Source organism: Crocosphaera sp. (genome assembly GCF_030064895.1).
Classification (GTDB): Bacteria; Cyanobacteriota; Cyanobacteriia; order Cyanobacteriales; family Microcystaceae; genus Crocosphaera.
On sequence record NZ_JASJEB010000078.1, the window covers coordinates 12206 to 28931 of the forward strand.

The window sequence follows — 16726 nt, forward strand, 5'->3', positions numbered from 1 at the left end:
AAGGTGGGCAAATGCCCACCCTACTAACTATTATTGTTTAACAAAGAAAGCAACCGATCGCCCAGGCACATTTAAGCCATTTTGAACCGATCTGTCTGAGTTAACACACATAGTGGAATTAGAGATCAATTCTTGATAACATCCTTCCCCGAGACCAGGCATTCTTAAAGATGAAGGAGCAAAAGGTTCACCTGCTTTATTGATAATAGCAATACCCTGATCACCCCGTTCCACAAATAAAAGATTGGGACTATTGGCACCATTGGTAATTTCGTCACCATTGCGGAAATATTGGGGTTCATTGACCAATTGTTCGTGAAAATTAGCCCCTGCTTGCACAATAGGATCACTCGCATCATCCCGATAAATCAAGGGTAGTCCATCTTGACGGGCCAAAAGGAAAGCATTAGCCAACATCTGATCCCTTGGGTCAAAGCCAAAACCGCCTTCGAGATCCCCTCCAGGAACCGTATCATGGGTTTTGGAGAAAGTAACCGCATTATAACCAGGTAGTGATCCAGGATTATTTGTCAGCGATCGCAAATCTCCCCCAAGACCAAAAGCACCTTTAAGATTCTGTAATAAACCATAGTCGGTGAGGTCTACATTATGAATAGCGGTATAGGTGGAATTTTCGTTACAGTCTGCACCAACTACTTCCCCATAAATATATTTATCCTCAGGGACAACTCGGAGAATCTGTTCCATATCATTAACAGAAACGTGCTTGATAGCATCGATACGGAAGCCATCGGCCCCCAACTCTAACAAATGGCTCAAATAATTTTGCAGTTGTTCTCGAACATAGGGAGAACCGGTATTCAAGTCAGGAAGACTAGGGGGATCTCCCAACCATCCTTCGGTAACTTCATTACAATTGCTGTAATTAATTGAAGCTCTGGGGTGAAAATCTTGAGCAGAAAAGTGGGGATAGTTTAAGGTATCAACATAGGGAGGATAGTCCGCCATGTGATTGAGAACAACATCCACCAAAACTTTCATACCTGTTTCATGGGTAGCAGCGATCAAGTCTCTGAGATCATTTTCGTTGCCTAAAGGACTCTCAAGAACTGTAAAATCGATTGGCTGATATCTGCCCCACCATTGGTCAGAGGGATTACTCTGTTCCGGTGGTGAAACTTGAATATAGGTAAAACCATCTGCTTTGAGTTCAGACAGTTGATTTCTGACTTCTTGAAAAGGCATATTGAAGGCTTGATATATAACATCAGCCTTAGCTGGTAAGGTATAACCGATGATCATCAAGGTGACACAAACGGTGATTAAGAAATTAATTACCTTGTGCCAGTGAAAACGTAGTTTGTGCAGCATAGTTTTTGTTAGGTAAGTGAACAATTAACAGCCTTCGAGCGAGGCAGAAGGCAGGGGGCAAACCACCCCAAGAGGGGAACAGGAGGGAAGTTTTTTGGTTAAAGAAAAGGCCAGCAAGAGGGCTTTTCTTCGGGATGGGGGTTTCTCGTTAGATGTGGGTTAAAATTCTAAAATCCCCATTTATACTTGCCTCCTCGTTACTGTCTTTCAACTCCTGCCTCCTTTCAGTCTTGTTTCACAAAGAAAAGAGCGGAACGAGGGGGAATATCTAAGCCTCCTTTGTCTGTAGAATTCCATTGACTGACATATTTTTGTCCGTCATCTCCCACACCAATACACATGGTCAAATCATTAACCAATTCTTCATAGCATCCCTCTGCAAGACCGGGCATTTTAGCTACTGTTGGGGCGAAAGCTTCCCCGGCCTTATTAACCATAGCGATGCCTTGATCACCCCGTTCAATAAATAATAAATTAGGACTATCACCCCCCTGGGCAATTTCCTTTCCATTGCGGAAATATTGCGGTTGAGGGAGCAATTGTTCGTGGAAATGAGAGCCAGCTTGAACAATGGGATCATTGGCATCATCTCGAAAAATTAGAGGGGTTCCGTCTTGACGGGCTAAAACATAGGCATTTGCTAACATTTGATCCCGTTCGTCAAAGCCATAAAAATCATAGCTTTCTCCTCCAGGAATGGTGTCATGGGTTTTGGCAAAAGTAACGGCCTCACTGCCACGCAGCGCACCTCTGAAACTCACCGGATCAATGAGCGATCGCAGATCCCCACCCAAACTAAATGCTTTTTTTAGGGTTCCTAAAAGGGGATAGTCTGTAGAATCTAAACCATGAATTCCTGTATAAAGATAACTCTCGTCTGGGTTTCCTGAAAGAACTTCCCCATAGACATATTTATCAGCAGGAACAATAGCCAAAACTTCTTCAAAAAATTCGGGTTCGACGTGTTTAACTGTATCAATACGAAAACCATCAACCCCTAAATCTAAGAGAAGATTTAAGTAATTTTTTGCCTCTTTTCTAACATATTTTGATTCTGTATTTAAGTCAGGAAGATTACAACTTAACCATCCATGAGTTAAGACATAGGGATCTTGATCATTATCCATACAAGTTTTCGGATGAAAATCTTGAGGGGAATAATGGGGATAGTTTAAAGTGTTGGGGTAGTCTCCATAGTTAGCCATGTGATTAAAAATCACATCTACCAGAATTTTTAAATCCTCTTGGTGTGCTTTATTAATCAGGGATTTTAACTGCTCTTTATTACCCAAAGGACCTTCAATAACCGCAAAATCTATCGGTTGATATCTTCCCCACCATGCTTCAGACGGATGGCTTTTTTGAGGAGGTGAGATTTGAATATAGGTAAACCCATCTGCTTTCAGTTGAGGTAGTTGATTTTCTATCTCCTGAAAGGGTTGATCAAATGCTTGATAAATAACATCAGCTTTTGCGGGTAGGGTATGACCTATGATCAGAAAACTGAGGCAAAAAGCTATTACTAAATTAAGCCAGGAATCAAAATAGAAACTAAGTTTTTGCAGCATTATTTTTGTTCAATATGTGAAAAAATGGCCAGCAAAACTGGGGCGTTTTTGTTAGTTATTGATTAAACATTAAACATTAAACATTGAACATTTTGGTTTCAAGCCTCTCCCTAAAGGGAGAAAGAAGTTTGGGAGAGGTTTCAAGCTTAATTCCAAACAAATGATAAATGTTAAATGATAAATGAAATGACCTGAGTTCGATATAAGGCAATTTCTAGAAAACTGACTCAAATCAGAAGTCTTAAATGTTTATTCTCTCCTTGAAAAAATCATAAAGCCTAACTCCGAAATCCAAACTCCGAACTCACGTCATTAATGAATTTAGCTTAACAGATAACTCTAATTCTTTTATTATCTGTTAGCTAAAAAATTAAACATTATTTACAATCGTCTTCATCAGTAGATTGTAATGAATAAGCCCCTGATTCTAAGTTAGCTGTAAAACGATAACAACCGCTTTCTGTGGGGGTAAAAGCTAAGGGAGGAGGATCACCGTGGGTAGTTAATTGTCCATAGGTTTCTAGGTCTTCTAGTCTAGAATGAATGGGATCTGGATTACTTCCTAAAAAGTCATGACCATATTCGTCTAATTCATAATCAGAAAAAACCCATAACCAAGGCCAATTATTGGCGGTATATTTATAATTGTATTCACGATTGGCTTCTAGATTTACTGTTGTGGTAAAAATAGAGTTATTCGTCTGTTCCATATTATTAGCTGTACTGGTAGGGTCCCAAGGAGTTAAGGGTTCATCAAAACTACCAACTAATTGCAAACTATCAATGGTTACTAGAGGTTGCCAAGGAATATTATCTAATGATTCGAGAGAAAATTGATCTCGATTTGCATCATAGGTAAATTGATAATCACCTGGTTCCGTAACTTCAAAGAAAATGTTAGGTTCATTGGGTTTACCGTGCCAATTTTTCCCGATTAGTTTATTAGGGTTATCTGATTCTAACCAAGCACCTAAGGCCATTGTGTCGAGGAAAAGTTCTCCACTAATAGCAATATTGCTGCCGTAAATTCCTGGTTCCAAACTAAGTTTTTTCGTCCAAATATTATCCTCAATTTCTTCTAGATTATACTCAGGAATTGTGGGGTCAAATTGATCATTTTCGTAAAAAGTTCCTAACAATTGAAATGAGTTGATATCGTTCCAAAATTTAGGACTTTCAACACCATCAGGAGGAATAACATCGAACTTATATGTTAGTGGATCAATTTTAAAAGTATAGTCTCCATCTGCAAACACTTGAATAGTAATAGCTGAGTGCTTACTTTCTCCACCACTACTCCCAAAACCTGTTCCACCAGTTAAAGTTTTTTCTCCATCATTATAGGCCCCAAATCCCCAATCTTCGTTATTATTAGCAGAGAATAAAAACTGATAAACACCATCGGCCCTAAAATCAATTCCTCCTGTAGTTTTTAAGGGAACAGTTATTTCCCAAGTGTCTCCATTTTGGGTCATTTCATGATTAGGACGGGTTTCATCAAATTTTTCAAACATATCCTCCTCATCCCAAACAAACCCATTTAACTGCATCGAATTAATTTCAGTTAGATAAGTGGGTTTAGGGGTAATTTTGTAGTTACCTTTCTTTGCATTAAAGCTAATTTCATATAGTCTACTTTCATCAACTTTAATGATAATATTTTGTGCTTCATTTGCTTTTTCTCCACGGACTAATTGAGGTTTTCCACTATTAGTTAGTTGTGTATGATCTGCTTTAAAAGTCTTATATAAATCATGATTTTTGACAAAACGTAAAGCATAAATTCCGTCATGATGACGACCACCATCAGCTTTTAGTTCAACTTGTTTGTAATAACTGTCACCATCTTTTATCATATTATTTTCAGGTAAAAAGGGATTCCAGCGACCTCGATTATTATTAATTGTTCCTAATAATTGGACACTTTTTTCACATTCCTGAAAATCGGGATTACATAAAACAGGAATTGCTATTCCTCCTGTCGGTTTATTAGCCAATTCTGGACTAGGTATTAACTCAGAATTAGTAACAGCTAAAGCCGAAAAAGGAAACAGGATAAAACTAGAAAAAATCAATACAAAGCTAACAATATTAAGTGACAATATACGTAAAAAATCAGAATTATTTTTCTGATTTTTTCTCGGTAATTTTAAGTGGAAATCAGACATTTTTTGCATAATCATTTTACACATTTCCAATCGATTAAGTAATCGGTACTTGAGAAAAAATAGTAGAGTAATCAGTAATCAGTTGTGAGAATTAATTTGAAGTATAAGTTAACAGGGAACAGATAAATAAAAATCATCATATAAGTACCTGGACAAAAATAAACGTTACTGTGAAGTGAGCGGGGGAGCGGGGAGCAAAGGGAGCAGGGAGAGGGATTACAGCTTATTTACATTTCTTAAGACAGTTCATTTTATTTATGTCCGACTACTTAGCAGGGGGCAGGAGGCAGGAGTTCACAAGTCAAAAGTTAGAAATCAAAAGTCAAAAGTTTACCTCTTCCTAAAGTAAGAGGATTCAAACAAATGATTATTTGATTATTTTCTTCTTCATAAATGAAGAGGTTTTAGACCTAATTCGGGCTTATTCCTTACTTTTGCCTTTTGCCTTTTGATTTTTGCCTTTGCCCAAAAGGGCGCGGTAAGGTGGGCATTGCCCACCCTACTGAGAACTAACTACCGATGTTAGCGTCATCAAATTTCTCTTTAACCTTTCCTGTGGCACCTTCTACAGTAACCTGAAAGTTATCCACTGAGCGATTTTTGCCATTAATAAAGAAAGTAATGTAACGTAACGCCTCAGAAGAAATATCCTTCAAGTCAGCCACAGCTAAAGTTAAGCCTTGACATTGTTCAACTTCGGGACGAGAAAACTCATCATCAAGTTCTTGTAAAGCACCCGAACCAGTGAGATTTCCGCTTAAATCGATTTTAGCCACACCAGCAGAACTAACCTCTAATAAAGCTGCTTCAAAAGGTACTCTTGTGGGATAAATAAGCACACGAATTTTCTTACCAGCATAGTCTTCAGGAAGACGAACGAATAACTTCTTAGCATTAAAATCATCATAAGGAGTACCATCGATCCAAACCTGTTTAATCTTGATACTTCCAGGAGGTAAGATATCAGGAGCAACCCGCAGAATTTTATCGGGGAATCCTCCATCAGTGGGTTTGAAGTAGAAATCCATCGGTTCTTGTCGAACCAAAAGATTAGTATAAATTGAAGCTAAATAACACAACTCAAAGGAGTGATATCCTGCCATTGAGTGACTACCTTTACCCCGTTCTCCACCGAGGGCGTAGGGGTGTCCATTAGAAAGGACATTAAAGTAAACCCCACCACTGTAGTGATCTAAGAACCATGCGTTATAAAAAGCAGTTCCTTCCCGAGCATAACTGAGGAAACTAACGTTTTCTGCCTCCCGATAAACACCAGCCATGATGTAATAAGCCAGGATACCCTGTTCTTGTTGCCACCAAGCCTTGCGATCGTGCCAAACATACTTGTGGAAGTCACCATTTTTTTCCACCCGTTCGACCACATCGTACCAACCACCCCGTTGGCGATCAGTACCATCAGCAGCAATTTTGTTACCAATTTTATTAGCTAAGTCCTTATATTCAGACTTCTCCTTAAGACTAAACATCCGAGTCAAGTTCCAAGCAATCTTGAGGTTATGACCAACAACGGCACGATTTTGCTGCCATCCCCATTCTTGATCCTTACTCCAGTCCTCAAAGAACTTTTCTTGTACAAAAGGACTCTCATCGTAGTCAGGGAAATGAGCGTGAATAGTATCAAAAGTCTCCTCAAGAAACTCTGCATATTCTTCTTTTTCCGTAGCTAACCAGAGATTAATTAAATAAGCAGGAGCGTGATCTCCCACAGAGTTCCAGTTTTTACGGGCCTTGTTTTGTCCCAAAGACTCGCTATGAGCGCTAAAAGTAATCGGATCAATGTGGGAATAATAACCACCTCGTTCAGAATGATCCTTAAAAAAGCGATCGAATAAACGAACAGTTTTCTTAGCATCACTTAAAATCTTGGTATCGCCGGTGATGCGATAGGTTTGAATGGGACCGGCTAAGGCATAAATTTGCTCATAACAGGGAATAGCATTGAAATCATCCCCAAATTCCGAAGCAAAGACCTTTTCTTGACTGCCATCGTCTTGAATATCAACAGCGTGATACCAGTAAACAATGCCTTCACTCTTATCTTTAAAGCGTAGATGTTCCCGTAAATATTCAGTTCCTTTTTCCGCTGCCTCCAGATAACGATCGTCCCCTGTCAGTAAAAAAGCAGAAGCAAACCCATAAACCAAACGGGAAATAGTATCAGTTTCTTGTCGTCCGCTTTTTTGTTTTTCTCCGGTGATGGTGAGATTGGTTCGATAGTTGGAGTAGTCGATATTAATCACATCGCTACCATATACTCCAAACTCAGACTCCAGATAAAAATCAGCTAATTGCTTAACTTGATTAATCCACCAGTCTTGTTTTTCAAAGACATAATCATTCGCATCATCAGTTAAAGAACGTCCAGCAAAAACTAGATGCTTTCCTTCAAAACGGTACTCATTACCACTATCAGGGTAAAAAATCCCGTAAACAGTAACATATTTCCCTCTTGCCCCCGGTTGGTTAGGTTCACCAGCTTTGAGCAAATCTCGCATTTGCCCAGTAGCATCCTGATAACCCTGTCCCAAGTTGCGGATCAATTCTGCAAAGGTAGTGGGAGTCAGATAAACAGTGTATTCCCGGTCATCCGAAGTTTTCAGCCCAAAGGCATCTTGATCAGCATCGTACTTAGTAATGTATCCCGAAATGAGGTCAGAAAAAGTAAAGTCTACAGCGTTAGCCATGAAATTTGCTCCTAGAAAATAGAAACTAAAAAGTTATTTGAGAAAACAGTAGTATGAGCGATGTAGGAAGCATCACAATACTACGTATGGAACAGTTGCCCACAGTGCCTTATTTATCTTCCAATGGGGGTGGGTTCTCTTCATCAGTAAATCCTTGACTGATCTCAATAATGCGACCATCCGGATCAGCCAGCCAAACGGTGCGCCACCCTGGGATAAAATCATCAAAATTAAGAGGACCCAAAGTAATTTTGGCATCATCTCCCATTTCCGCTAACTTGGCATCCACATCATCCACTTTAAAAGCTAAATGACGCACCGAGGGAAACTGATAACCGTCATTTTGTGCAGGTTCAATGGGAGATTCTTCTTGAGCCTGAAAAATTTCAAAATAGAAAGCACTATCCCCCATTTTGATAAAGACAATTTGCTGTCCATCCGGAAGTTTCGCCACTCTAGCTCGTCTAAAGCCAAAGTGTTTTGTATAGAATTTCTCAGTAGCGATCGCATCTTTACAGGTGATGGCAACTTGAGAAAAAATTTGTAGCATAATTTTGTACCATGAAACTGATTAGTTATGATTATTCAATCAAGAGGAAATATGGTATTTATTGAGCAAAAAATTTTAACCTATAGTCCATAATCGTCTTTAATCATGTCAGAAACTTTCTCCCCAATCATGGCGATCGCTGTATGGCAATTACCCGATTGTACAAAAGGCATCACGCTGGCATCTGCAACCCTAACCCCTGTCACGCCATAAACCCGCAATTGAGGGTCAACTACGGAGCGATCATCTAAGCCCATTTTGCAAGAACCTGCTTGATGGTGGTAAGAATCAGCCGTTTGGCGAACAAAAGCTTCTAATTCAGCATCGCTTTGAACCCCGGGCCCTGGCATCAATTCCTCTTGACACCAACTGGCCAAAGGTTCCGTGGCAAAAATCTCACGGGATAGCTTCACTGCCTTGATCATACGTTGAGTATCAGAATCAACGCTGAGGTAATTAGGATTAATTAGGGGTTTATCTAGGGGATTATTACTGGCTAATCTGATCCAACCCCGTGATAGGGGACGAACCACCCCAGGTAGAATGCTAATAGAATTGGGATGACCTTGACCAACAATTATGTTAAAGGGGACATGAACTAAACCTAATTGTAAGTCCGGTCCTACCCATCCAGGTTCTGACTTACAAAACAAAGCACTTTCGGAAAGATTTTGATTGCCGGGAGGAACAGGTTGGGAACATTCATTGATAACTCCCGTAAGAACATGATTATGGAAGTTTTCTCCTACCCCTGGAACGTCAGCAACCAAGGGAATCATTTGTTCTCGTAGATGAACTGGATTACCAATTCCAGATAGCATTAAAATCTTGGGGGACTCGATTGCACCACCACAAACAATTACTTCACGATTGATCCGAACAGTTTTGAGTTCTTGGTCTTGAAAATACTCAACACCAATACACTTTTTCTCCTCAAACAACAATCTTGTTACTTGTGCTTTGGTGGTCACTGTCACATTGGGACGGGACATGGCCGGAATTAGATAAGCAGCGGCCATACTGTGGCGTTTGCCATCTTTAATATTCACATGATGCCAGCCAGTACCTTCCATCTCAGGACCATTAAAATCCTCCGTATAAGGATATCCTAAGGCCATACAGGCATCAATAAAGGCTTTTGAGGTGGGATTAGGCTCATGCAATTTGGCATTCTCAACACTCAGAGGTCCCCCTTGACCAACTAAATTGCTAGTTTTATCTTCTTGATCTTCTAATTTTTGTAAGTAGGGTAAGACATCTTCATAAGACCAGCCCACAGCACCATTATAAGCCCAGTTATCGAAGTCCGATTGATGACCTCGAATGTGCATCATAATATAGAGGTTACTACTCCCCCCGATCAATTTTCCCCGAGGTTCATTGGTCACCCTTCCATTAAGTCCCGGTTGGGGAACACTTTGATAGCCCCAGTCGATATTGGAACCTAGTAAGGTATACCACAGGGAAGGAGTCCACACCCCATCTGGTATGTCTTCTGGACCTCCCCCTGCTTCTATAACGAGAACCTGAACATCGGGATTTTCGCTGAGACGGTTAGCAACTACGCAACCGGCAGTTCCTGCACCGACAACAACAAAATCGTATTCAGCCATGGTTTTTCTCCTTGGATTAATCGTTTTTTAACAATGGAAATTACGAGGCGATATTACTTCCCCCACTAACGATATTTTTCACCATTTCACTATTAATAAAATCGTGGGGAAATCCTAACTTGATTTGACTAACTTCATCTAAATACTGCATTTGTTCAGGAGTTAATGTAAAATCCAAACAACCGAGATTATCTTCCAGTTGTTTCACTGTTTTTGCCCCTAAAATAATACTGGTGACACTTGACTTTTGTAAGAGCCAATTGAGGGAAACTTGTGCTGGAGAATGACCAATTTCTTGAGCAATTTTTTGAACAGCTTCACAGATTGCTAGATTCTGCTCATTCATACGACTGGTTATTAGTGAACCTCGGGCAATATCCGTACTTGTTTCTGGAGATTGCAGATATTCTTTATGGGTATCAATATGTTTTCCTGTGAGTAACCCACCACCTAAAGGAGACCAGGGTAAAAGCCCAATGTTGAAATCTTCAGCCATAGGGATTAACTCTCGCTCTGGGGTACGTTCTATGAGATTATATTCGGATTGTAGCCCAATAAAGGGAGTCCAGCCTCTAAGATTAGCAATTGTGTTTGCTTGAGCAATTTTCCAGGCAGGAGCATCGGAAATCGCCACATATAATATTTTACCAGCCCGAACTAAATCGTCCAAAGCCCGCATAATTTCTTCAATGGGAGTGCGAAATTCCCAACAGTGAACCCAATACAAATCGATATAGTCAGTTTGCAGTCGTTTAAGACTTGCTTCCACCGACTGAACCATATTTTTACGATGATTTCCTCCAGCATTGGGATCTCCTGGACGACAATTTAGGGTGTATTTCGTAGCCAACACCAATTCTTCCCGATGAGACCCAATAAACTCCCCAAGAAAAGTTTCGCTGGTGCCATTGGTGTAGTTATTGGCTGTATCGATAAAGTTGCCACCACGTTCCAGGTATAAATCGAAGATACGACGACATTCTTCTTTCTCGGCTCCAAAATTCCAGTCTGTCCCAAAAGTCATAGTCCCTAAGCACAGGGGCGAAACTCGTAGTCCACTGCGACCAAGTAAACGAAAATGGTTAAGTTCAGTCAGTTGATTTACTTCCACAATAATTTGTTGTTCAAAAATGATATTTTTTCTAATTTTTTGGCTAATAGACAAAATTATTGCCCATTATCGGGGTATCGAACCCCGATAATTAACCAGCCTTTCATCCCAACACTAAAACCTTGGCGGTACTGATCTAAGGTTTCATATATCCGTCTCTTTCATAGTGCGGAAAGCTAAATGACTGCTAGATATTTAAACTGGTGACCAGAATTTATCGTATTCTGCGGTTCCATCGGCAAAAATCGCCCCTCGGCCTTCAATAACTTTGCCATCACGCCAACGTAGAAAATGGATAACATTAATATCTAGGGCTTTATCTGGATTTCCGGCACGGTGTCCTGTATTACGAGAGACATCCGCGGAGTATTCTCCAGTGGTCATAATTGCGCTGTGAACCATCTGGAAACTGTTGTCAGAAAGTTGCCCAACAGTAGTCATAAACTCGATAAATTCATCGAGATTATTTTTCCAACCAGAGATGATGTTGTGGCCAGGAACCAACCAAATCATGTCATCAGCCCAATATTCTTGAATTTTGGCTTTTTCTCCGGTGGCTAAGGCAGCGTAGGCATTGCGAACGTGCTGTTCATTGAGTTCCATTTTTGGGTTATCTCCTAATCACAATAAATAACAAAGCGGCTCAATCTAACCTAAGCGGGCGGGGATAGGTGCAAGGTCATAAACTGCCCAGAAAAATTGATCAACTGCGTGTTGGTCACTAATATAAACTTGAACTTCGGCAATTTTGCCATCACGAACTTCGTAATGGGTGCAATTGAGAGCATCAAGAACTGCATCTCCAGATCTTCCATGACCACGATGCACTTCAACTACGGTACTCTCTCCCCAGGCCTCAAGTTTAATCAGATCTACTTGGATGTTTGCTTTTCTCAATTGTTGGAAGAAAGCGATCACTTCCTCGGGTCCATTCTTGGTGCCAGATAAGGGATGATGACCAGGTAAATTCCATACTAAGTCTTGCGAAAAAACCTCGTTACGAATGGTGTCGAAATCATCTCTATTAAAGGATTCATACATTGTTTGTACGAGTTCTAAATTGGTCAAAGCCATGGTTTTCTCCTTGAATTAATTAAGTAGTTTGAGCGGTTGAACTCCAGTTACTAACCCGTAACTGGGGCAAAGGGTTTAGTGTCATGAAAGTTAGCCATATAGCTAATTTTTCCATCTTTAAAACGGAAATAATTCATGACATCGGCTTCAATGGTTTCTCCCGCCGAGTTGGCTGCGGAAATATGAGAAACCACTGCGCCTTCATCGCCAGATACCACAAAGTATTTGGGAATGTTTTGGAATTTGGAATACATGGTATCCATACCCCCCATCATTTCTCGGAGGATCGCCAACCCTTCGATGTGGCCGGCTAATTGCTCGTCCATCACCTGATCTTCGGCGAATAAATCGCACCAAGCGTTCCAATTCCCGGCATTGGCATATTCGTAATACTTATCGAGTATTTCTCGATTATCCATGGTTGTTTTGGCTCCAAAATTTAGTTTTTTGGCAAAAATCTGGTTTAGAGTCTGGCTGACCCTTCTTTATACTCAATTTCGTCGACTATGTATCCGACAATAATTGGCTTTTCGGTTTCAGTAGAGCGTTTAACCTGCCAACGTTGGTAGGCAAAACAGTTAATGCGCTCACTTTTGGCAGCAGGAGGCTTCCACATACTGGCTTCCCATTGCACCACCACATTCACATCTACGATCTCTCCTGATGTAGTGGGGGTGACTTCTTTAACAGTATGGACTTCATCGAAGAAGATGCGAATTACTCTTTGATACCATTCCTCAAAGCCTTTATAGCCATAAGCTGGTCCTTCGGGAAAGGTCATTTTCAGTTCTTCATCAGCCAATAGGGGCAAAATTTCCACCATAGGGGCGTGAACATCCAGCTTGCTGTACCAGTCGTCGGCAAATTGTTTGAGTTCAGTTTGGGTTAAAGGTTTCATAGTTATTCCCTCATCAATTATAGGTCTAATAAGTTAGGAAATAAGGTTCTTTCCCAGTAATACAAGCAATGAGTCTTGATTATAAATATTTACTGAGTTTTTACCCTACTGCCCACAGCGAATACCAATCATGTCAGGATTCACATCTGCTTCTAAGACCACATCTATTAAAAACGGTCCATCATGGGCTAATGCTTGTTTAATGGCTGGTTCAATTTCTTCTGGCTTTTCTACCCGTACAGCTTCGACTCCCATGGCTTTAGCCATTTCATGAAACTTAAGATCGGGTTTAGATAAATCAAAACTCAGGGGATAATCATGTTGAGGAATACCTCGTTCTTGCCAATAAGCTAAGACATTTATCTGTAACAATTTATAAGAACGATTATTACAAATGATAAACTTAGCATCAACATTATGTCTTGCCGCCGACCATAGGGCCTGTATGGTGTACATGGAACCTCCATCCCCGGCTAAACCAATAACTGTTTTATCGGGATTAGCCAATTTAACGCCAACTGTCCCGGGTAATCCCACACCTAAAGAACCTCCTCTGGTGAGAAAGTAATGATCCGGTAGGGTAGGTGGAAAATAGCGAGTAAAGTCTGGGGTACAAGTTAACCCTTCATCGAAGATGATAGCATCTTTGGGCAAATGTTCGGCTAACACTTGGGCAAAGGCGGAAAATTTCAAGGGAAATGACTCCCGAACCTCTTGATCAGCCGCTACTGCTTGTTTATGTGCCTCTTCTTTGGCCTGACCTATTTCGTCGGTTCTGCCCTGGGCTGCGGCTTTTTGCTCAGCAGTCATCATCCCTTCTAAAGCTGTGGCCAGCTTAGCTAGGGTGAGTTTAGGATCGCTGACTAAACCTAAATCAACGGGGTGATTTTTTGCTATTTCGTAGGCATCTAGGTCAATATGGACTACTTTTGCCCCGGGTTTGAAAATATCCCCTAATTCGGGAAATACTTCCGGTAACATATAAGTACCACAAACTAGATTGACATCTCCTTTACTGGTGGTGGGCAAACTGGAATAACCGAACATATGCCCAGTTGAGCCTTGATATAGGGGATGAGTGTGACTCATGTTCAATTCCCCTGCATCGGCTTCCCAAACTTCAGCGCCCAAAAGTTCAGCCACGCGGGTTAACTCTGCTTGGGCCCCAGAATAGGCAATACCATCACCGACAAAAATCATAGGTTTGCTACCCGATGCCAAAAGAGAGGCTGCTTGTTGTATCAGTTCCTCATCGGGAATCACTCGGGTAGAAGGTAAGGAAGTGGGACGGACTTCCTCGGTAACTGGGGCATCTAAAATATCCACCGGAACGCAAACATAGACCGGACCCATAGGAGGTGTGGTGGCAATTTTGATGGCCCGACGAATTACCCGCAATAAGGATGATGGTTCCATGACTAGGGTAGACCATTTGGTTACGGGTTCGGCAAAGGCCACTAAATCTCCGGCCATTTGTGCATCCATGGCCATATATTTAATCCCGGCATCTCCCCCAATCACTACTAAGGGGGAATGACCTCGCTTAGCTTGATATAAGGCTCCGATAGCATTTCCTAATCCTGGGGTGCTATGAATTTGCACCAGGGCTGGTTTTTTGGTTGCTCTGGCGTAGCCATCGGCGGCCATAACGGCTACGGATTCTTGCAGGGTTAAAATATATTTAAGCTCAGGATAGTCCCAAAGGGCATCTAAAAATCCTTCTTCGGAAGTCCCTGGGTTGCCAAACATATAATTAATTCCATCGGCAAGGAACTGTTCAAGTATCTTAAAGCGTCCTGTATTTTTATCTGTCATAAATTCTCCTATTTTTGGGGGAGCGCATCGCTTATGAATGGACAATTGATAATGGATAATTGATAATAGCTTGACTTCCCTTTTTCAGGTTATTTGCTGCGTTTAAATCCCTATCTATATTGACCCGGTTTTTTTGCAACAAGATATTATTCGTGATAAAAGTAATTAGTCTTTTTTGTCCACAGTTAGAACAAGTTTTAGGTTTACCTGACATCTTCTACCTTCTGTAAAACTAGCTTTTTTAGAGATTTGATAGGGAAGGATGAACAGGCAACAGTTTTAATTACCACTGTAACTAAAGTATAAAACCTATCTACTATTATTAGTTTTTGCTGTAAAAAAAATTCACTTTTATACTGTAACCATGTTATTCACCTAATGCCTTAATAAAAACAAAAAAATGATACGGATTATTTTAGGTCGGGAAATAAATATTATTTAGGAATAAAATTTTTTACCGTACCTTATAAAGATTCTGGTCTCTCGTAAGATAACACAAATTTTGCTTTTTTAGAACCCAATCTAAATCAAAGATTGAATATGGGAAGTGGGCAAAAAATCAGGTTCAATTATCCATTGTTAATTGTTAATTAATTATGGCAAGGTTGCTTACCAGTTGTATCGTTTTAGCCCTTTCTCTAGCACTTCAATCAACTTCTCTCCACATTCTGCTGAGGAAGCAGTGGAACGACTGGTAATAAAGGGATAGTCGACAACAACGGAGGTTTCGTGGCCAACTCGACCAATATAAGCACCATCAGGTCCAACCGCATCTCTGAGAATAAATTCTAAGGGATAAAAAGGAGGTCCGAAGTTGATGTAACCATTACCAAAACCTGTATTTGAACCATCTACTGCATGGGGCCCTTCAAACCCGGTATCGTCTATGTAATCGTAGTCAATGGCATGGCCTGTTACGTGCTTACCCCAAATTAAACTGGTTTTTTCCCGAAAATCTCTAGCAAAAGCTAGACAACTTACCCCATAGCATTCTGTAGCAATGGGTTTATCCAGACGGTAAAAACCGAGAATTAGATCATGTAGTCTTTGGTTATTAGCTAAATCTACTAAAGCTCCACTACCACCTACAACAACGATCGCATCATAATTTATCAGTTCTTCATTGGTTAGGGTGTCTAGGGTTTTATAATAAGCTTCCATATCCCTAAGATAGGTGGAAGAACTGGGGTAGGGGCGAAGGGGAAACCAGTCTTGTAAATTCTTCGGGTTATTGAGACGATCAGATTCGTGGACTTCTTTGGTTTTTTGGGCGTAATATTCCGAGGTAACGGAGCGGCCTAAGGGTGGATCTGTAAATCCAGGCTGCATACTAACCGCTAAAGGAGTGGGTTTTTGTCCTGTTGGAGTCAGAAAGGTGATTTCGTATCCAGCTTGATCACAGACTTCTAGAGGACCAATGAGTTCTTCTCCCCAATAACCCCATTCTGACAAAACAAAGATAAGTTTTTTCATTTGATTACATCCTTTGAAATTCACTAAACTTCCACTGTCACTAAACAATAAAGTGACAATTTAACTATACGTAATACTTAAATTTTGCCGATATCTCTTGGCCTTATGGTTAGGTCAGGGTAGTCAGTTTTTATTGCTATCACTGGAGTTATACCAATTATTTAGCCATAAGTCTTACTGACAGTGGATACGACAGGATATTTAATCACAGCTTTTAATGGCCCAGATTCTCTGGGACTGTGGTTAACTTCATCCGATAGTCTAACACCAAAAATTGCCAATTTTTATTTGGGCAAAAATTATTTTTTTCGTACTCTTATGAAGTATAGCAGTCGCCAAGGCTATTAGGACATTTTTCTGTTGCCTGTTGCCTGTTGCCTGTTGCCTTAAAATACAATTTATGTGTCCTAACTAACCTG

At 40.5% G+C, this 16726-nt stretch carries 13 protein-coding genes; all 13 read right to left on the bottom strand.

From position 1 onward, the window contains the following. Positions 1-30 precede the first annotated feature (30 nt). The 13 genes from QNJ66_RS16490 to QNJ66_RS16550 all read right to left on the bottom strand — a co-directional run bounded on the left by QNJ66_RS16490 (position 31) and on the right by QNJ66_RS16550 (position 16307). Positions 31-1332 carry an alpha-amylase family glycosyl hydrolase gene (locus QNJ66_RS16490; RefSeq protein WP_300508819.1) on the bottom strand — a complete coding sequence of 434 codons (1302 nt, stop codon included), beginning with the start codon at positions 1330-1332 and terminating at the stop codon, positions 31-33. 224 nt (positions 1333-1556) lie between these two features. After that, positions 1557-2900, bottom strand: coding sequence for an alpha-amylase family protein (locus QNJ66_RS16495; protein WP_300508820.1), 1344 nt, complete (start codon positions 2898-2900; stop codon positions 1557-1559). Positions 2901-3277: 377 nt separating this feature from the next. Further along, a complete protein-coding gene (locus tag QNJ66_RS16500; RefSeq protein WP_300508821.1) occupies positions 3278-5083 on the bottom strand; it encodes a hypothetical protein in 1806 nt (601 codons plus the stop codon). A gap of 494 nt (positions 5084-5577) precedes the next feature. Continuing rightward, a complete protein-coding gene (locus QNJ66_RS16505) occupies positions 5578-7773 on the bottom strand; it encodes an N-acyl-D-glucosamine 2-epimerase (RefSeq protein ID WP_300508823.1) in 2196 nt (731 codons plus the stop codon). Between the two features lie 109 nt (positions 7774-7882). Continuing rightward, entirely contained in the window at positions 7883-8323 is a 441-nt protein-coding gene (locus QNJ66_RS16510) for a VOC family protein (protein WP_300508825.1), read from the bottom strand. Positions 8324-8403: 80 nt separating this feature from the next. Then, positions 8404-9936: a GMC family oxidoreductase N-terminal domain-containing protein gene (locus QNJ66_RS16515; protein WP_300508826.1), complete on the bottom strand. Its 1533-nt coding sequence runs from the start codon at positions 9934-9936 to the stop codon at positions 8404-8406. A gap of 40 nt (positions 9937-9976) precedes the next feature. After that, positions 9977-11032 carry an aldo/keto reductase gene (locus tag QNJ66_RS16520; protein WP_366146291.1) on the bottom strand — a complete coding sequence of 352 codons (1056 nt, stop codon included), beginning with the start codon at positions 11030-11032 and terminating at the stop codon, positions 9977-9979. A gap of 210 nt (positions 11033-11242) precedes the next feature. After that, the gene (locus QNJ66_RS16525) at positions 11243-11650 is read right to left on the bottom strand and encodes a nuclear transport factor 2 family protein (protein ID WP_300508830.1); all 408 of its coding nucleotides are present in this window, start codon (positions 11648-11650) and stop codon (positions 11243-11245) included. Positions 11651-11695: 45 nt separating this feature from the next. Further along, a complete protein-coding gene (locus tag QNJ66_RS16530; RefSeq protein ID WP_300508832.1) occupies positions 11696-12121 on the bottom strand; it encodes a nuclear transport factor 2 family protein in 426 nt (141 codons plus the stop codon). A gap of 50 nt (positions 12122-12171) precedes the next feature. Continuing rightward, entirely contained in the window at positions 12172-12540 is a 369-nt protein-coding gene (locus QNJ66_RS16535) for a nuclear transport factor 2 family protein (RefSeq protein WP_300508834.1), read from the bottom strand. A 44-nt stretch (positions 12541-12584) separates the two neighbouring features. After that, positions 12585-13019, bottom strand: a complete 435-nt coding sequence (locus QNJ66_RS16540; RefSeq protein ID WP_300508836.1) for a hypothetical protein — start codon at positions 13017-13019, stop codon at positions 12585-12587. Positions 13020-13124: 105 nt separating this feature from the next. Further along, positions 13125-14834 (bottom strand): thiamine pyrophosphate-binding protein, encoded by a 1710-nt coding sequence (locus tag QNJ66_RS16545; protein WP_300508838.1) that lies wholly within the window; start codon positions 14832-14834, stop codon positions 13125-13127. Positions 14835-15443: 609 nt separating this feature from the next. Further along, a complete protein-coding gene (locus QNJ66_RS16550; protein ID WP_300508840.1) occupies positions 15444-16307 on the bottom strand; it encodes a type 1 glutamine amidotransferase domain-containing protein in 864 nt (287 codons plus the stop codon). Positions 16308-16726 lie beyond the last annotated feature (419 nt).